Genomic DNA, 18,889 nt, shown 5'->3' with positions numbered 1-18,889 from the left:
AGAAGCTGGCACCGAAGATCCTCTTTGACGTCGCCCGGCTGGAGGCGACCAGCCGGATCTATGTGATGAGCTCGAAGAAGGCCAGCGAACGCCAAGCCCGCGTGGGTGGTGGACAGGCCCTTGCGGTGGCGGGGCCGGTTGCAGCATGGCGTTCCCGGTGCGCTGGGATCCGTTCTTCACCGAAACCATGACCCTCGAACAGGTCTACCGGTACCCGGGCAAGCATTTCGACTTCCACCGCGCCCAGCTCACCCTCGGCTGAGGCATTCAGCCGAGGGCCGCAGCGCAGTTGGCTTCCTGAGGCGGCCTCCGCCGACGACTCGGGCGAGCTTGTGGTGCCCCGGTTCGCGGCAACTAGTCGAGGCAGCAGTCGCACGTAGGCGACCATGCCGATCACCTCGCGTGCGTCCTTCCGAACCGGCCGTCGTCTATTGGTGTGCCAACATTTCGGCACCCGGCATCGAGGACGAGGACACGACATGACCACCATTCCCACCGATACAGACACCGACCGCGCGCTCAAGGCCAAACACCGGGCGTTGTGGGCCTCCGGCGACTACCCGACCGTCGCCGCCGAGCTGATTCCGACCCTCGGCGAGGTGCTCGTGGAGGCAGCCGACATCCGCGCCGGCCAGCGGGTGCTCGACGTGGCCGCCGGCAGCGGCAACGCCGCGATCCCGGCTGCCGCGCGCGGCGCCACCGTCGTCGCGTCGGACCTGACGCCGGAACTGTTCGTCGCCGGGCGGGCGATCGCCGCCCAGCGCGGCGTCGAGCTGGACTGGGTCGAGGCCGACGCGGAGGCGTTGGCGTTCGGCGACGACAGCTTCGACGCCGTCATCTCGGTCGTCGGGGCCATGTTCGCGCCGCACCATCGGCAGACCGCCGACGAGATGCTGCGAGTCTGCCGGCCCGGCGGCACCATCGCGATGATCAACTGGACACCGCAGGGCCTGATCGGCAACCTGTTCAAGACCATGGGCCCCTACGCCCCGCCCCCGCCGCGCGGTGCGACCCCGCCGCCGTTGTGGGGCGACGAGCAACACGTCCGCGACCTGTTCGGCGACCGGGTGACCGCGCTCGACGCGCACCGCCAGTCACTCGTGATCGACCGCTTTGCAGACCCGACCGAGTTCCGTGAGTTCTGGAAACGCAACTATGGCCCGACGATCGCCGTGTACCGTCACAATGCCGCGGACCCGGATCGGGTCGCGAACCTCGAGCGGGATTTCCTGCAGTTCCTCACCGCGTGGAATCGGGCCGATGCGCCCGGTCGGACACTCTACGAGGCCGAGTACCTGCTCGTCACCGCACGCAAGCGGTAGCCCGAGTGCTGCGGCGGTTTCGGCGGGAGGACATCCGGGCATCTGATGATCGGCTCTTTCTGCACACCAGCTAAGGCAGCCCGCGGGATAGGTTGAGCCATATCCGACTACACGGCACTCGACGCCCCGGTCGTCGAGTGCCGTGCCGTATCAACAGGTATCGAGGATCCATGCGCGCCTCCCGCTCCCGCTGCCTGACAACGCTTCTGGTCGTCCTGGCGCTGTGCACCGCCGTCCTGGCCGCGTGTGCACCCGCCTCGACACCGTCCACATCGACCACCAAGCAGCCTTCGGCCGGACCGCCGATCACCGTGGTCCCCGCCGACGGTGCGACTGCGGTCAATCCTCTCGATCCGGTGTCGGTCGGGACCGAGGGCGGCACGCTCGAATCGGTGACGATGACCAACGACGAGGGCAAGGTCATCGACGGCATCGTCACCCCGGACCGGCTCGCCTGGAAACCCGGGGCGCCGCTCGGCTACAACAGGACCTACACCCTCGTGGTCACCGCGGTGGGCGACGAGGGCGCCCGCAGCGAACGCACCAGCACGTTCTCCACCGTGCGGCCCGGCAACCAGACGAAAGCCACTTTCGTCACCTCCGGCGGTAACCTCCTCACCGATGGCGGCACCTTCGGGGTCGGCATCGTCGCCGTCACCCACTTCGATGAGCCGATCACCGACCGGGCCGCCGCTGAACGGGCGCTGAGCGTCGAGACCATCCCTCCGGTCACGGGGTCCTGGTACTGGGCGGACGATCAGAACGTGCACTGGCGTCCCCAGAACTACTACGCCCCCGGTACGAGGGTCACTGTCCACGCGAACGTGTACGGGGTTCCCTCGGCGAGGGCCTGTTCGGCCAGGAGGACGCGAGCGCCTCGTTCACCATCGGCGACGCCCACATCTCCGTCGCCGACGACAACACCAAGGAAGTAGCCGTGTTCGACAACGGGGAGCTCGTCCGCACGATGCCGACGTCGATGGGCCGGGGCGGCACCGAAGTCGTGGGTGGTCAGACCCTCTCGTTCTGGACCCAGCCGGGCATCTACACCGTCATCGACAAGGCCAACCCGGTCATCATGGATTCCTCCACGTACGGGTTGCCGGTCAATTCTCGGCTCGGGTACAAGGAGTCGATCAATTTCGCCACCCGCATCAGCAACGACGGCATTTACCTGCACGAACTCGCCGACACCATCTGGGCGCAGGGCAACACCAACGTCTCGCACGGCTGTCTGAACCTCAGCCCCGACAACGCCCGCTGGTTCTACGACTTCTCCGTCCCCGGCGACATCGTCGAAGTTCGGGGTACCGGCGGCGCACCGCTCGAGCTGTGGCAGAACGGGGACTGGAGCGTGCCGTGGGAGCAATGGCTGGCCGGCAGCGCCCTGGGATGATGCGCCTCCCGGACACGCCGTAGGTGGTTAGAGCAGGGTGGACCAGGACGACGAGAATCGGTACGCGACCAGTCCGGCCACCCCCAGCACCCACGCCGTGATCGGCAGAAGGTGGTTGCCCCTCGCGGTCACCACCGCCGCATCCACCGGGCGGGTGAAGACGCCGTGGTGCAGGTTACGCAGGGTGACGTACCAGAAGATCGGGATCGTCACCGCCCACACCACCATGCAGTACGGGCACAGCGCCCCGATCTCGTAGAGGCTCTGAACGATCAGCCAGTGCACGAATGCCACCGCGGCGGTGACCCCGACCTGCAAGCCCAGCCAAAACCACCGGGCGAATCTGGCACCGGCAAGAAGCCCGGCGCCGGTCGCGGCGACGACGGCGAACCCGGCGATGCCGAGCAATGAGTTGGGGAATCCGAACACCGACGCCTGCGCGGTGCCCATCACCGAGCCGCAGTTCACCACCGTGTTGATGCTGCACGAGGGGATGTAGGTGGCGTCGGCGGCGAGCGCGAACTTCTCGACGGTGAGCGCGAACGCGGCCACCAGACCGAGGAGCCCACCGACCAGCAGCAACCACGGCAGCGACCGGACGAACGGTGCGGCGTCGCCGGCCTCGCCGGCGAACGGTGCAGCCGGATCGGCAGGGTGGACGGAAGACGGCGGCGTCGAGAGCATCGGTCAGATCCTGATAACGGGTGAGGTTCGATCCGCTCCCCCGGTGACGAAGAACATCGGGGCACATGGCCCCGACTGCCTCGCCGTCGGGTGGCGCGACACGGACGCGGTCGAGGGTAGCGCGCGCACCACAGAGGGCGACCAGCCGCAGCATTCAGCAAAACGGACCAGGAGGGCTGGGGTCACGGGGTCGCGGCCACGGTTCCGGCTAGGTCCGCCGGAATCGAGGCCATCAGTCCGGCGCGGGGGCGGCCGGTGTGGCCCTCGGGACAGCGGCCCAGGGTGGAGCCGATGCGGCCGCGATGAACAGCAGCAGCAACGCCTGCACCACCACCACGCCGCGATGATTCGCGCGCCCCCACCAGGGCTGTTAGGTACGGCATGCCTTATAGACTCAGTCGGTGTCTAGCTCGTCCTTCCACGTAGAGCACCCCGGTGTGCGCTTCGCGCGCGCGTTGGGAGGATTCGGTGACGCCCCAGCACTGATCACATCGGCCGATTCGGTCACTTACCGCGACCTGGCGGATCGTGTCGAGCAGGTGGCCTCACAGCTCGGCGGGACCCGGCGTCTGGTCCTGGTCGGCGGCACCAACGAGGCCGATCTGATCGTCACCTACCTGGCTGCCCTGTTCGCCGGGCATCCGGTGCTGCTGGCACCGGGCGACAATCCCGACAGCCTCGACGGCCTGATCGCCGCGTATCGACCCGACGTGGTGGTGCGCAGCGCCAACGGGCACACGGGGGTCGAGGAGCAGCGTGAGGGCTCCGCGCACCTGCTGCACCCCGACCTCGCACTGCTGCTGAGCACCTCCGGATCGACGGGTTCACCGAAGCTCGTCCGTCTCTCGCACCGCAACGTGCAGACCAATACCGAGTCGATCGCGGAATACCTCGACATCCGCGACACCGACCGCGCTGTGACGACGCTGCCCATGCACTACTGCTACGGGTTGTCGGTCATCCACAGCCACCTCGCACGCGGCGCCGCCTTGGTCCTCACGAATCTCTCGGTCACCGACGCCGGCTTCTGGGACCTCGTCCGGACCCACCACGGCACCACGTTTGCGGGCGTGCCCTATACCTTCGATCTCCTCGACCGGATCGGGTTCGACGACATGAATCTGCCCGACCTGCGGTACATCACCCAGGCCGGCGGGCGGCTGGCACCGGACCGCGTCCGAGCCTATGCGGAACTGGGACAACGCCGGGGCTGGGATTTGTTCGTCATGTACGGGCAGACGGAGGCGACCGCCCGGATGGCGTACTTGCCACCGCAACTCGCCGCCACCCACCCGCACACGATCGGACGGCCGATCCCCGGCGGATCCTTCCGGCTCGAACCGGTCTCCGACGCCCCGGACGGCACCGGTGAACTGATCTACGCGGGACCGAACGTGATGCTCGGCTACGCGCACACCCCCGACGACCTGCGTCTCGGTGACGACCTCGGCGGCGAACTGCGGACCGGTGACCTCGCCCGGCAGACTAGCGCCGGGTACGAGGTGGTCGGCCGCCGCAGCCGATTCGTCAAGGTTTTCGGACTGCGGATCGACCTACAGCAAGTCGAGTCGGCACTGTCGCTGCACGGGCTGACGGTGTGCTGCGCGGGCGGTGCGGACGAGTTGATCGTGGCGATCCAGGACGGCGGCGACGTGGACGGGGTCCGGCGCGCGACCGCGCGGGCCTGCGGTCTTCCGCTGGGGGCGGTGCGTGTGTGCCTCGTCGACGAGATTCCGCGGACCTCCACCGGCAAACCCGACCTCCGCGCCGTGGCCGAGTTGGCCCACGGATACGAGCCCCCGCGTGTCGAGAGATCGCGGACAGGCCCCGACACCAACGCCGTACGGGCGCTGTATGCCGACATCCTCCGCTGCCCACACGTCACCGACGACAGCTCGTTCGTGAGCCTGGGCGGAGACTCCCTGTCCTATGTACGGATGTCCCTGCATCTCGAGAAGACGCTCGGCTACCTCCCCGAGAACTGGCATACGACCCCCATCGGGGATTTCGTGCCGGCTCCGCGGCTGCGCCGCCGGTGGCGGACAGTCGAAACCAATGTCCTGCTCCGCGCGGTCGCGATCGTTCTGATTGCAGGCTCGCACATTCACCTGTTCACGGTGCTCGGCGGAGCGCATGTGCTCCTCGGGATCGCCGGCTACAACTTCGCCCGATTCCACCTCGGTACGGCCGAACGGACCGAACGTGTCCGCCACACAATAGGGAGCGTCGCCCGGATCGCCGTTCCCAGCATGGTGTGGATCGGGTCGGTCATCGCCGTGACCGGGGACTACCGCATCACCAGTGCGTTCTTGCTCAACGGAATTCTCGGTCCGGACGGCTGGTCCGTCGAGTGGAGATACTGGTTCGTCGAGGCGATCGTGTACATCGTGCTCGTCGTCGCCGCCCTGCTGTACATCCCGCTCCTCGACCGCATCGAGCGCAGGCACTCGTTCTGGTTCGCGATGGGGTTCGTGGCCCTCGGCCTGCTCACCCGGTACGGACTGGTCGACGTCGACGACGGGCGCAATCGCATCCTGACCGCGTCGGTGGTCTTCTGGCTGTTCGCCCTCGGTTGGGCCGCCGCCAAGGCGACGACCGTGTGGCATCGCCTCTGCGTCACCTCGGTGATCGTGGCTACCATTCCCGGGTTCTTCTTCGGCGAGACTCGGCGGGAAATCATCGTCATCGGCGGGCTCTGCCTGCTGGTGTGGCTCAGATCTGTCCCCTGCCCCACCATGCTGAGCCGTGTCGCAGGGGTGTTGGCGAGCGCATCCCTGTACATCTACCTCACGCACTTCCAGGTGTATCTGCCGCTGCGCGCCGACCATCCCTGGTTGGCGCTGGCTCTGTCGATTTTGGTCGGCATTCTCTACTGGCAGGCGGTGACATTCGTCCTCGTCCTGTGTCGACGGCCCGGTGCCGTGGCTTCGGAAACTGATCGGATCCGGACCGTATCGCCCTTTGGTTCGGTCCCGCGTGTCGCGGTACCAGGCCGAGTGACTGCCAACCGACAGTCGCGTTGATCACAGGCAGGTCCGGACCGCGGGGTGGGGTGATACTCGCGGCGCACCGTCGACGGTGTCCGGGTATCGGTTTCGGGCGTTGATTGGCTGTCCCGGTGTGGGTGATCGCCTCCGATCTTCCCTACCCTCCTGACCCGGACACGCCCACACCACCTGTCACCACGGTCCACCAAAGTCCGGATGGTTAGGTTTGCCAATCCTGCAAGTAGCATCATTTTCCTGGAGACAGCAGGGACAGGTCCCGCTGCGGAAGAGGACGGACGAACGATGAGGAAGCGGATCGGACTGATGTCGGGGCTGGCACTGGCCACCGCCGCGGTGATGACGGTGTCGGGATGTTCGGACTCCGGTTCGGACAGCGGCACCGACTCCGGCGGAGCCAACCAGATCACCGTCTACAACGCCCAGCACGAGTCGCTCACCCAGGAATGGGCCGACGCCTTCACCGCGGAGACCGGCATCGGGGTGGAACTGCGCAACGGCAGCGACACCGAGCTCGGCAACCAACTCGTGGCCGAGGGGGACCAGTCGCCAGCCGATGTGTTCCTCACCGAGAACTCCCCCGCGATGACGCTGGTCGAGAACGCCGGGCTGTTCGCCGACGTGAACCAGGATGTCCTCGACCAGGTTCCGGGCCAGTACCGGCCGTCGAGCGGCAAGTGGACCGGCATCGCGGCCCGTTCCACCGTCTTCGCATACAACAAGGACACGTTGCCCCAGGACCAGCTGCCGAAGTCGCTGCTCGACCTGCAGGACCCCGCATGGAAGGACCGCTGGGCCGCCTCGCCCTCGGGGGCCGACTTCCAGGCCATCGTCAGCGCCCTGCTCGAGCTCAAGGGTGAGGACGCCACCCGGCAGTGGCTGGCCGGGATGAAGGACAACGTCCGCACCTACAAGGGCAACGGCACGGTGATGAAGGCTGTCAACGCCGGGGAGATCCCGGGCGGCGTCATCTACCACTACTACTGGTTCGGCGATCAGGCCAAGACCGGTGAGAACAGCAACAACGTCGCCCTGCACTACTTCAAGAACGAGGACCCCGGTGCGTTCGTCAGCGTCTCCGGTGGCGGCGTCCTGAAATCCAGCACGAACCAGGATGCGGCGCAGCAGTTCCTGAAGTTCGTCACCGGCCCGAAGGGGCAGGAGGTCCTGCAGACCGGGACGTCGTTCGAATACACGGTGGCCAGTGGCGTGCCGGCGAACCCGAAGCTCGTTCCCCTCGCCGAACTCCAGGCCCCGCAGGTCGACCCCGCGAAGCTCAACAGCCCGCAGGTCACCGAACTGATGACGGAAGCCGGTTTGCTCTGAATCTCGCACTGATCGGCCGCGTGCGGTCGGGGGACGCGGACACGACGCGTCGCCCGACCGCCCGGCCGGGCATGCCACTGCCCTTGGCCGTTGCCGCGGTGATCGTGGTCGCCGCATCGTTCATCCCGCTCGGGTACGTGATCGCCGCGAGCGTCGACACGGGCTGGGACACCGCGTCGGCACTGCTGTTCCGGCCCCGGGTCCGCGAATTGCTCACCAACACCGTGATGCTGGTCGTGGTCACGGTGCCGATCTGCGTCGTCGTCGGTGTCACGGCCGCCTGGCTCGTCGAGCGCACCCGGGTGTTCGGGGCGAAGGTGTGGGCGGTGCTTCTCGCGGCGCCCCTGGCCGTGCCGGCGTTCGTGAACAGTTATTCGTGGGTGACGGCGATTCCCTCGCTCGGCGGGCTGCACGGTGGTGTGCTCATCGCGACCCTGTCGTATTTCCCGCTCGTCTACATACCCGCGGCGGCGACGCTGCGCCGGCTGGACCCGGCCGTCGAGGAATCGGCGCGGGCCCTCGGCGTGGGCCCGTGGGCGGTGTTCTTCCGCGTCGTGGTGCCGCAGCTGCGCCTGGCCATCGCGGGTGGGGCGCTGTTGGTTTCGCTGCACCTTCTCGCCGAATACGGGGCCTTCGTGTTCGTCCGGTTCGACACGTTCACGACGGCGATCTTCGAGCAGTACCAGTCCACCTTCAACGGAGCCGCGGCGACCATGCTCGCCGGGGTCCTGGTGCTGCTGTGCCTGACCCTGCTGGTGATCGAATCGGTCGTCCGCGGCAGCGCCCGGTACGCCCGGATCGGGTCGGGTGCCGCCCGCCGCGCCGTCCCCGCCGAACTCGGCTGGCGTTATTCGCCGATCGTGCTGCTGTTTCTCGGGGTGCTGATCGCGGCGTCCGTCGGTGTCCCGGTGGTCAGTGTCCTGCGCTGGCTCGTCATCGGCGGGAGCACGGTCTGGGAGTTCGACGCCCTTGCCTCCGCGCTGGTCCAGACTCTCGGATTCGGCATCGCCGGTGCCGTCGTGACATGTATACTCGCGTTCCCGATCGCCTGGATCTCGATCCGCCATCGCGGACGATTCAGCCGGGTCCTCGAAGGCGGCACATACATCTCGAGTTCGCTGCCCGGCATCGTCGTGGCGCTGGCGTTGGTCACCGTCTCCATCCGCTATCTGCATCCGCTCTACCAGACGGTCACCGTCGTGATCGCGGCCTACGCGCTGCTCTTCCTGCCGCGCGCGCTGATCAATCTGCGGGCCGGGCTCGCGCAGGCGCCCGTCGGGCTGGAGGAGGCGGCGCAGTCGCTGGGTGTCTCGCCGCTGTCGGCCTTCTTCCGGGTGACGCTGCCACTGGCCGCCCCGGCGACGGCGGCGGGCGGGGCGTTGGTGTTCCTGGGGATCGTGAACGAACTGACCGCCACCCTCCTGCTGGCACCGACCGGTACCCGCACCCTGTCCATGCAGTTCTGGTCGCGCAGCAGCGAGATCGACTACGCCGGTGCCGCACCGTACGCGCTGATCATGATCGTGCTGTCGCTGCCGATGACGTACGTGCTCTTCTCCCAGTCGAAAAAGGTAGCGGGACTATGACATACGCACTCGAAGTGGACGGCGTCGACAAGTCGTTCGGCGGGGCGACGATCCTCCGCGGGGTCGCGTTCGCGGTCGAGCCGGGATCGACCACGGCAATCGTCGGACCGTCCGGCTGCGGCAAGACCACCCTGCTCCGCCTGGTCGCGGGTTTCGAGAAGCCGGACGCCGGCACCATCGCACTGGCCGGCCGGGTCGTCGCGGGCAGTGGATGGGCGCCCGCGCACCGGCGGTCGGTGGGGTACGTCGCCCAGGACGGTGCGCTGTTCCCGCACGCCACGGTCGGCGCGAACGTGGGGTTCGGGCTCCCCCGCCGGGCCCGCACCCCGGCGAGGATCGCCGAGCTACTCGAGATGGTCTCGCTCGACCCGTCGTACGCGGCGCGGCGACCCGACCAACTGTCGGGTGGGCAGCAGCAGCGGGTGGCACTTGCGCGGGCGCTGGCCCGGGAACCCGAACTCATGCTGCTCGACGAGCCGTTCTCCGCGCTGGACGCCGGCCTGCGGGCGAACACCCGCAGGATCGTCGCCGACGTCCTCGCGAAGGCCGCGATCACCACCATCCTCGTCACCCACGACCAGCCCGAGGCGTTGTCGTTCGCCGACCGGGTTGCGGTGATGAGTGCGGGCCGGCTCGCCCAGATCGGCACTCCGCGCGAAATCTATTCCACCCCTGTCGACGTCCCCACTGCGGAATTCATCGGCGACGCCGTCGTGCTGTCGGCGCGCGTCGAGGGCAGCAGGGCCCGCTGCGCCCTCGGCGACGTGACCGTGGCATCGAACGGCGTCCACGGGAACGCCCGAGTGATGTTGCGGCCGGAGCAGATCGAGGTGACCACGGATGGTGCCGGTGTATCCGGGACGGTCGTCGACGTCGAATATCTGGGGTCGGAGATGTTGCTCGGTATCCGCCTCGACACCGGGGACGGGGAGGTTCCCGAACGGGTCACCGTGCGCCGCTTCGGCGCCACCGCCCTGACCCCCGGCGACCGTGTCGGCATCCGCGTTCTCGGGAAGGCCGTGGCGTACGACCTGTGAAAGCTTGCCCCGCACGGGTGGCGGTCGACCGCGGTACTAGAGGAGGCGACGTGGGCCGAACATTCAGGTCCGGCAGCGGCCGCGAGAGTGTCGTGTTCTCGATCAGCACTCGTGGGGCGCGAACAGGTTTCCGGTGTAGACGGCGAAGCCGTCGGGGCGCTGGTGATGATCGCTGACACCTACCCCTCGAATGGCCGGCTGATCCTGGCGGCACTGGTGGTGCCATCGTGAATCCCTCTGCGCCGTCGATTCGAAGCCGAATCTGTTCCCCGCGGCAGGTCGCCACGGGCCGAAAGGACAGCCGAAAGCAACCGGGCAGATAGGACCTCGACGTGTGTGCACTGTCACATCAATTGACTTCGGGTGCCCAAACATTTTTACTTAGATCGCCAAGCAGGAAAGGGCAGCCTTAGCTACACCCTGTGAAGGGGCTGTGACAGTTCGGGAGGAGTGGTCGTGACCATGCACGTTCGCCCCTGGGCGGTATCCAATCGCGACACCCACATCACTGACCGGCCGAGGACGGACCCAACAGGCCTGCGAAGCACACACTTCGAGTGGTGGACCGTAGGCGTGCGGTAGCACCGCACACCACTCCCCACAGGGTCACGGCGTCCGGGGCAGCGCGCGCCACCCACCGCACCGAATCGGTGCGGATCTCCGTTCGCGCACTCTTCACCAGGACCGGACTCACCGATGCAGCACACTTCCCCCTCCCCCGCCGACTCGCCGGCCACCGACCCCGGGGCCTCGTCGCCCACCGCACCGACCCTCCGGTCACCGGTGACCCCCCTTCCGACGCGGCAGGCCCGGACTGCCACGATCATCTGGGGTGAGGACCGTGGCCACCCGTCCCCGCGCACTGTCGACCCGGGCCGCCGTCGGATCCTTGCGAGCGAGCCGGATCGACCACTAGCCCTGCATGATTCGTGGTGGGCGATCACAGTTGCCGGCGTCCTCGCATCGGTGACAGTGACCGCGGTGCTCTGGATCTCGGCACACGTCACCGTCGACCCGGTGCTGCATCGAGCGGCGCTGTTCGTGCATCTGGCGTCCCTCGTGCTCGGGTTCGGGGGCGTCCTGATCGCCGACTATCTGGTGCTGGTGTGGGTGTCCGGTAGATCCACACTCGCCGAAGCAATCGCGGGAGCACACCGCCTGCACCTGCCGATCTGGCTGGGCCTGGCCGGACTGGTCGCCAGCGGCGCCCTGCTCGAACCGAATCTCGCCTCAACCCTGACCCGGATCAAACTCGCCTGCGTGGTGATCCTGACCCTCAACGGACTCCAGGCTCTGATCCTGAGCCAGCGTATCGCCCGCGCCGCCACCGGTTCACTCGCACCCACCCTGACCATCTGGGGCGCGGCCACCGCATCGATCTCCCAGATCTGCTGGTGGATAGCGGTGTGGATCGGCTTCTGGAACGCCGAACACTGAGACTCCTCGACGACGTCGAAGGTATCTCTGCGCCTCTCGATTCCCCTCCCCTCCCTTCTCCTCTCCTCCCTTCTCCGGTCACGACGCGATCGCGTGTGGCACCGGCATCTCGAAAGGATCTGTCATGCAACGACGCACACCACGAGGTATCGCCGCGGCCTGCGCGGTGCCGCTCGCCGCACTGCTGCTCGGCGTCACCGGATGTAGCCCCGCCGCCCCGGCGACCGACACCGGGTCGCTGCCCGGCAACCGTTACACCAGTACGACGCTTGTTGCGAGCAACGACTCGTACGGCGCACCCGCCACGTTCCCCGAGATGGTGAACGCCTGGGGTGTCGCAATCCGGCCCCAGGGCGACGGCGGACACTTCTGGGTCGGCGCCGGCGGGACTTCATTCGAGTTCGTCGGCGACGTGAACGCCTCCCCCGACCCGGCGCTGCGTCCACTGCACCAAGACGGTCTCCACGAAGTCACCGTCCCCGGCGCCGACGCGGACACCACCGACGCCGGCGGCGGGAAGATCACCGGCGTGGCGTTCAACCCCGCACCCCTGGCCTCCGACAGTTTCGTCGTCACCGGACAACCCGTCGACGTCGACGGACACCCCGAGATGCTCAGCGGGTCCTCCCGTTTCCTTTTCGCCACCGACTCCGGTCGCATCGCCGGCTGGACCGAGCAGGGCGTGGACGGGCGGATCGTCCGCCACGACGGCCCCGCGCTGCAAATGTTCGACGGCGGCCCGGCGGGGATGAGTTTCTTCGGCCTCGCGCTCGCCCCGAGCCGTGACGACACCTTGTGGGCGGCCGACTTCGGGGCCAACCCGCAGATCCGGCAGTTCGACAAGTCCTGGCGACTGGTTCCGACTCAGGGTTTCGTCAACCCGTTCGCGACCGGTGACCCGATCGATCCCGCCAACCCGGGGTCGGGCAAACAGGCACGGCCGGGTGATCCGGCACCATTCAACCTCGTCACCGCCGGCGACCGCGTCTTCGTCACCTACGCCGTCACCAAGGCCGCGGAGGACTCCGCCGATGGCACCGAGTTCGATGCGGGCGAAGAAGACTCGCTGGACGCCGAGCAAGAGGCCGCAGCCGGCGACCGCCCGGACCGCGGCAAGATCGCCGAGTTCGATGCGGCCGGCAACCTCGTGCGGGTGCTCGACGACGAAGGCCGCCTCAACGCACCGTGGGGCGTGGCCGTCGCCCCCGCGGACTTCGGCGCGCTCAGCGGCAGCATCCTGGTCGGCAACTTCGGCGGCGCCGGACGCATCGCCGCGTTCGACGACACCACCGGCGCATTCATCGACTACGTGCGGGACGAATCCGGTGCGGTTCTCGGCGTGGAAGGGCTGTGGGGACTGCTGTTCGGCAACGGCGAAAGCCTCGGCGACAGCAACTCGCTCTACTTCACCGCTGGCCCCGCCGACGAGAAGGACGGCGTCTTCGGCCGCCTCCGCGCCGCAAACTGACCAGGGGCGACACCATGACACGAGGTCTCGGACTTCGCATCGGGGCCGTCCACGCGGTCGCCGCGGCCGCAGCCGACGAGCATGCCGGGTCGGCGCTCACACGCCGGGCAACACTGATATTCGGACCGGACTCGACCGTGCGCCTGGGTGATCCACCGGACAACACCGCCGTACTCTCCGAGTTCGCGCACCGTATCGGCGATGTGCTCGTCGCGGGCGACGGATACCGCTATACCGGGCAGGATCTGGTCGCCACGGCGGCGCACTGTCTGATCGCCGAGACCGATGCCGCGGACGACACTCCCGTCGTGCTCGCCCACCCGGCGGTGTACTCCGCCCACGGCGTCCGCGAACTGCGGGCCGCGCTCGACCGGGCCGGACTGGCCCGAGTCGGGCTGGTCCCCGAACCCGTCGCCGCGCTCGCCTGGTTCGAAGCCGAACACGGGTCCCACGCCGACGGATTCACGCTCGTCTGCAATCTCGATGACGGCGGCCTGGATCTGACGATCGTGGCGGGCGGCACGGACAGCGGGCCCGATCCCATCATCGGGCGGCCGCTGCGTTCGACGAAATTCGATAGCCGCCGGGGCCAACCGGCCCGCGAAGAATCGACGTCGACGCTCGAACTCGTCGCCGGCGCCTTGGCCGCCGCGGGTCTTCACGCCTCCGATCTGGACCTCGTCCTGCTCACCGGTACCGAGATGCCCCCCGGGCTGAGGGAGCAACTCGAGCACCTGGGCGCACCGGTGATCGGCGCGCCACATCCGGGGAGTGCTGCGGCCCGGGGCGCCGCACTGCTCGCGGCCACCTCACGGCTCCCGCTCGTCCCACCGGGGCACGCGGTTCGACAACGCCGGGGCAGTCACCTGCATATCGCCGCGGCGATAGTGCTCGCCGCGGCCGCACTCACGGTGCCCTGGTACGCCACGAACGCCGGATCCACCCCGCGCACCGACGACACCGTAGCGGCAGGCCAACCCCCGTCCCAGCACGGATTCCGGCTGGTCGAACACGCTGCGCCGGCACGCGTTCCCTCGGCGAGCGCCGCAACCGTCCCCGCAGCACCGGCGACGGTTGCCCTCCAACCAAATCCGGTTGCGCCGATTACCCGCATGGTGGCAATCACCGCCCCGCCCATCCCACCCACCCAGACCACATCGGCCCACCCAGTCATCGACTTCCCCGCCGACCTCGACACCACCATCGAACCCTCGACACGGAAGCCGATGTCCCCCTCCCCGATCCCTGCGTCCGAACCCGAACCGACACCGGCACCGGCACCGACGACGGACCCCGACGAATCGACACCGCCCACCGAACCACCGACCACCGAACCACCGCCGACCACCCCGCCCAACGAGACCGAAACACCACCAGCACCGACAGAACCATCGACGCCGCCGGACCCGGACGCACAGGTTCACACCCACCCCTGACCTCGCCCAGGTCTCGTTCCAAACGGAAGGGCAGGACCCAGCAGCACTCGCCCAAGGCATCGAACTTGCGGGCCCTGTTCGTCAGCCCCGCCGCCCGCTGGCCATCAGACCCCTGCTGCCGCTCGCCACGGCGCAGGCGCAGATCGACGATCACCCGCTACTGGAAGCCGCTGCGGCGGCCGCCGACCACGGCGACGACGAGACTGCCGCCTGGCGGTGGGCGCTCGCGGAGTTTGGCTCAATCCCGATCGCCGGCGCCCGGGCCTTTCCGAAGTGTCGATAATCGACGTTATGTCGACGGCGTGCCGCGGCCCGTACGGAAAAGCTTCTGTCCCACTTCCGTTTCCTTACATAATAAAACTTACCTTTACTCGGCCATGGTGTTGCAGAATCGGGTCGAACGAGGGAATTCGCAAAATTTTGGCAGCATGTTCAACTCGAATGCCCGGGGCCGGAAATTTCCCTTCGCTCCCGCATTGGAAATAATGTTGAGGACTCAGGCAATAACCCTCGGCCATATATGCCGAGCCACACTCGCCGCCAACCGAGCAGGCGTGGACCGCGCCCACCGGATCGCGCTGAAACCGCAGGTAGACAAATCACGCAATGGCCGGCGATGAGCGCCGTCGACCGAGGGCACCGACGCCTCTGCCTGCTCAAACCAATTTCAATCGATTTGCATCCCCGAGATCGAGCACCATTCCCACGAGGGCGCGATAGTCCCCGAATATGCGGGCCCGCGACGTCCGAGGTTGTAACGAGCGCGCGCCGGCCATCGATGAACCGGTCATGTGAAACCAAGAAGGGGACACACATCGAGACCGCGCACTGCGCGGCGCCGGTAATTCGCGATCCCGGTGGGCACAATAGGCCGCTGGTACAGGTTCGATTCCGGCCCAGGTCGAGACCAGAATTTGACAGTCCCACGAAATTGCCTTTAGGTTTTATATGTCAACTCGCAAAGGTTTTGTGCATCCAATCACGAAGGTTTTGTGACCCGACCGAAATCAAGGAGTTGAACGATGAAGACCATGACCATGGCGAAGACCGCCGCAGCAGGACTGTTCTTCGGGGGATCGCTGCTCGTCGCCGGCGCCGCCCCGGCCACCGCCGCCCCGACCACCGTGCAGGACGGACTGGTCAACGTGGACGTCGGCAACATCACCATCGCGAAGGACGTGAACGTCGGCGTCGCGGCCCAAGTCGCCGCCAACGTCTGCGGTGTCACCGTCGGCCCGCTGGACGTCCTCGCCAGCGAGGTGGACAACACGAGCACCCCGTCGACCGTCTGCACCACGCCCCAGGGGCCGGTGACGATCCTCCAGAACTAACCACCGAACTCGACCCGCAGGTGGGCGACCTCCCGACGGTCGCCCACCTCGTCGGTTCACCGCCTCGAGCATGTCCCATCCGGAGGCCGGAGGTGTTCCGGGCCGGGGATGACGAGCAACGTCGGGGCCGACATTCCCGGCGATGACCGGGCACACTCGGGCGGTGCCGGTGTCGGTCAGCGGTGCGAGCGCGTCGGCGGTTCTCCTCGCGGCCGAGAACCCGGTTCTCCCAGCGCTCGGACAGCTTTCCGACCGCCCGTTCGAATTCGTCCTGCGAGCCCACCCGCGACGATGCCGCCCGTTCATCCCCCACCGTCGGAGGCCTCATTGATGACCATCCTCATAGTTCTCACCCTCGTCGTCGCCCTGATCAGCGTCCTCGGCGCCTACCTCACCACCTCCGCGGGCGCCACGGTCGTCGACTACGCACGCCTCCCAGCGACACCGCAACCGACGCCCATCGCCCGCGTGCTCGTGAGCCTGGCCGCCGGACTGGTCCTTGGGCTGCTCGTAGCGGTGGGGTACGGGGTCCTCGACCGGCGGATCAGAGATCCCCGCACGCTGGCGATCGCGTCGGGCACCCGAGTGATGAGCACCGTGCCGGCGTCGACCATCGCGGTCAACTCCCAGACGCTGGCCGAGGACTACCGCGAGCTGTGCGTGCAGGTCCGCGAAACCGGGACGAAGGTGGTAGCCGTCGTCAGCGCCGATCCGCAGGATGGACGGACCACAGTGGCGGCCAACCTGGCGTTGGCGCTGTCCGAGGGTGAGCACACGGTCGTGCTCGTCGACGGTGACTTCCAGGCCCCAGCGCTGGCGGCGAAACTCCGCCTCGCGCCCACCCCGGACCTGACCACAGTGCTCCGTGACCCGGAGACGCTCTGGAGCTCCCTGCAGATATGGGTACTCGGAGTCGAGGTACTCGTCACCGATCCGGCAGCGCCAGAACTGCGCACACTATCGGCGTCCGACGGCCTCGACGATGTCGTGACCCAACTCCGCGACGCCCACGACTACATCGTCATCGACACCCCGCCGGTACTCCGGGGAAGCGCCGCGCTGCGCTTCGCCGCACTGAGCGACGGGGTGCTGCTGGTCGGTCGCAGTCGGCGTGGTCATCGAGACCATGTCGACGCCGCCGTTGCCGTCCGCGGGATAACCGCACGGCTGCTGGGCAGCGTCCTGACGGTGCGCACACACCGGAGCCGTCATGCCGGCCGCGCCTAACCCACCCACCCGGTCCCTCCTGCGCACCACCGTCGACGGTCACACCAATGATGGTCGCCGAGGTCACACCTCGAGGAGCGCAACGGTGACAAGGCACAGCAGCCGCCGGGCCCCCGCATCCTCACAATCGCGGCCGCGGTCGCCGCTGCGGTGGTCATAGCTGGGTGCGGAGTCGGGTCCGGACACTCCGACGACGCCGGTCGCACCTCGGAAACCACCGTGCCGATCCCGTCGGACGCCACCGGACCGGGGGCGGTGCTCCGCGCGGTCGAGATGCCCACCATCGACCGGCGAATCGCCAAACTGGCGGCACTGACCGCGCGGGTAACCTACCTCTCGACGAGCGGCGTCGACGGGTCCATTACCGAGGTCACGGGATCGGTGTTCGCTCCCCAAGGACACGCGCCGGACGGCGGATGGCCGGTGATCGCATTGGCGCACGGCACCACCGGGATCCAGCAGGAATGCGCCCCCTCGAAGGACAGCCAACTGCTGGGGTCGTCCTTGCTGGTCGGGGAGTTTCTCCGCCGAGGTTACGTCGTCGCCGTTCCCGACTACCAGGGATTGGGCGCACCTGGCTACCACCCATATCTCGACCCAACCACCGCGGGCTACAACGTCATCGACGCCGTTCGTGCCGCCCGGCAGATGATTCCCGACACATCCGATCGGTGGTTGGGGTTCGGGTACTCCCAGGGCGGCCAGGCCTCCTGGGCCGCAAACGAACTTGCCCGCGAGTACGGGCGGGGATTGAACCTGGTGGGGACCGTCGCGATGTCGCCCCTGGCGAACCTGCGCGCACTGGCCGACGCCGCGGCCACCGGCACCCTGACCAACGATCAGGTGTTGGTCCTGCAATGGGTGCTCGCCACGCTCGAGAAATCACACCCCGGTCTCGACCTCGACGAATATCGCCGCGGTGTGGTGGCTCAGAACTGGGATGTTCTGCTGTCCTGCTCCGGCCCCACCGCCGAGACACGAGCCCAGATCGCAGGCACCGTCACCGCCGACGACCTCAGACCCGCCACACCCGAAGCACTCGGACGGTTACGCGACCTCCTGGAGGCGATGTCATTGCCGAAAAGCGTTGCGACGGCACCATTGCTGATCGGCTACGGTGGCACGGATTCCTTCATGCGGCCAGAATGGACCGCCCGCGCGATCGCCGGAGCATGCGACCGCGGTGACACCGTCGCTGTGATCTTCGATCCTGCCAAGGGGCACGGCGAAATAGATATGGGCCCCGCCATTCCCTGGATCGAGGCACAGTTCGCCGGACAGCCGGCGCCGAACTCCTGTGAACAGCCGTGAGCCGGGGAGAATTTCTCGACATGTGCGGTCCACCGAGCGGTCGAGCCGGATCCGCCCGTCCTTTTCGTGTCGGTCAGTGAGCCAGGCGGTGACCGGAGGAATCAGTGTGGTGCCCGAACGGGTGCCGCCAATGCCGGCCGCCGGTGTCCGAGCTGTCGGCGTCCGCGGCGCCGTCCTGGGAACAGGGATCGGCGACATCCACCATCACACCAGGCGTGTCGACTTGGTCGAGGGCAAGGGAAGAGCATGACGGGTGGCGAGGTGGAAGCCGGCTCTCAATGCGTTTGCAATCACGTTCGAAGGCCGAATCACCCCGAGTAAGA

Annotated in this window: 13 protein-coding genes and 2 pseudogenes; 14 read left to right on the top strand and 1 reads right to left on the bottom strand. The window is 67.7% G+C overall.

Going from position 1 to position 18,889, the window contains the following annotated elements:
* Nucleotides 1–142 precede the first annotated feature (142 nt).
* From PSR88_RS35610 to PSR88_RS35600, 3 genes and pseudogenes are all read left to right on the top strand, one after another.
* A pseudogene (locus PSR88_RS35610) lies at nt 143–262 on the top strand (DinB family protein); the annotation flags it as partial.
* Nucleotides 263–479: 217 nt separating this feature from the next.
* A complete protein-coding gene (locus PSR88_RS35605) occupies nt 480–1,322 on the top strand; it encodes a class I SAM-dependent methyltransferase (RefSeq protein ID WP_011598768.1) in 843 nt (280 codons plus the stop codon).
* Between the two features lie 170 nt (nt 1,323–1,492).
* Nucleotides 1,493–2,718 (top strand): annotated as a pseudogene (locus tag PSR88_RS35600) (L,D-transpeptidase).
* 27 nt (nt 2,719–2,745) lie between these two features.
* On the opposite strand, the gene PSR88_RS35595 reads toward PSR88_RS35600, so the two are convergent.
* Complete coding sequence (locus tag PSR88_RS35595) at nt 2,746–3,402, bottom strand: vitamin K epoxide reductase family protein (RefSeq protein WP_011598765.1); 657 nt, start codon at nt 3,400–3,402, stop codon at nt 2,746–2,748.
* A 401-nt stretch (nt 3,403–3,803) separates the two neighbouring features.
* Between PSR88_RS35595 and PSR88_RS35590 the strand changes: the two genes are divergently transcribed.
* The 11 genes from PSR88_RS35590 (at nt 3,804) to PSR88_RS35540 (ending at nt 18,566) form a co-directional block, all read left to right on the top strand.
* Nucleotides 3,804–6,425, top strand: a complete 2,622-nt coding sequence (locus PSR88_RS35590; protein WP_011598764.1) for an AMP-binding protein — start codon at nt 3,804–3,806, stop codon at nt 6,423–6,425.
* Nucleotides 6,426–6,692: 267 nt separating this feature from the next.
* Complete coding sequence (locus tag PSR88_RS35585; protein ID WP_016880245.1) at nt 6,693–7,733, top strand: iron ABC transporter substrate-binding protein; 1,041 nt, start codon at nt 6,693–6,695, stop codon at nt 7,731–7,733.
* Between the two features lie 71 nt (nt 7,734–7,804).
* On the top strand, nt 7,805–9,319 hold the full coding sequence (locus tag PSR88_RS35580) for an ABC transporter permease (protein WP_016880244.1): 1,515 nt from the start codon (nt 7,805–7,807) through the stop codon (nt 9,317–9,319).
* Nucleotides 9,316–10,356: an ABC transporter ATP-binding protein gene (locus tag PSR88_RS35575; RefSeq protein WP_011598761.1), complete on the top strand. Its 1,041-nt coding sequence runs from the start codon at nt 9,316–9,318 to the stop codon at nt 10,354–10,356. The genes PSR88_RS35580 and PSR88_RS35575 overlap by 4 nt, the downstream gene beginning before the upstream one ends.
* 560 nt (nt 10,357–10,916) lie before the next feature.
* Nucleotides 10,917–11,192: a hypothetical protein gene (locus PSR88_RS35570; RefSeq protein ID WP_237723788.1), complete on the top strand. Its 276-nt coding sequence runs from the start codon at nt 10,917–10,919 to the stop codon at nt 11,190–11,192.
* A 130-nt stretch (nt 11,193–11,322) separates the two neighbouring features.
* Nucleotides 11,323–11,793, top strand: coding sequence for a hypothetical protein (locus PSR88_RS35565; protein WP_342338847.1), 471 nt, complete (start codon nt 11,323–11,325; stop codon nt 11,791–11,793).
* Between the two features lie 124 nt (nt 11,794–11,917).
* Nucleotides 11,918–13,261 carry a TIGR03118 family protein gene (locus tag PSR88_RS35560; protein ID WP_011598758.1) on the top strand — a complete coding sequence of 448 codons (1,344 nt, stop codon included), beginning with the start codon at nt 11,918–11,920 and terminating at the stop codon, nt 13,259–13,261.
* 14 nt (nt 13,262–13,275) lie between these two features.
* Nucleotides 13,276–14,697: a hypothetical protein gene (locus PSR88_RS35555; RefSeq protein ID WP_011598757.1), complete on the top strand. Its 1,422-nt coding sequence runs from the start codon at nt 13,276–13,278 to the stop codon at nt 14,695–14,697.
* Nucleotides 14,698–15,719: 1,022 nt separating this feature from the next.
* A complete protein-coding gene (locus PSR88_RS35550) occupies nt 15,720–16,028 on the top strand; it encodes a hypothetical protein (RefSeq protein ID WP_011598755.1) in 309 nt (102 codons plus the stop codon).
* 330 nt (nt 16,029–16,358) lie between these two features.
* Entirely contained in the window at nt 16,359–17,255 is an 897-nt protein-coding gene (locus PSR88_RS35545) for a CpsD/CapB family tyrosine-protein kinase (RefSeq protein WP_011598754.1), read from the top strand.
* A 219-nt stretch (nt 17,256–17,474) separates the two neighbouring features.
* Nucleotides 17,475–18,566: a lipase gene (locus PSR88_RS35540; RefSeq protein WP_016880241.1), complete on the top strand. Its 1,092-nt coding sequence runs from the start codon at nt 17,475–17,477 to the stop codon at nt 18,564–18,566.
* Nucleotides 18,567–18,889: the final 323 nt, after the last annotated feature.

It is taken from the genome of Rhodococcus sp. DK176 (genome assembly GCF_038447315.2).
Taxonomy (GTDB): Bacteria; Actinomycetota; Actinomycetes; order Mycobacteriales; family Mycobacteriaceae; genus Rhodococcus_F; species Rhodococcus_F jostii_A.
This window is presented reverse-complemented; position numbering and strand designations above follow the sequence as displayed.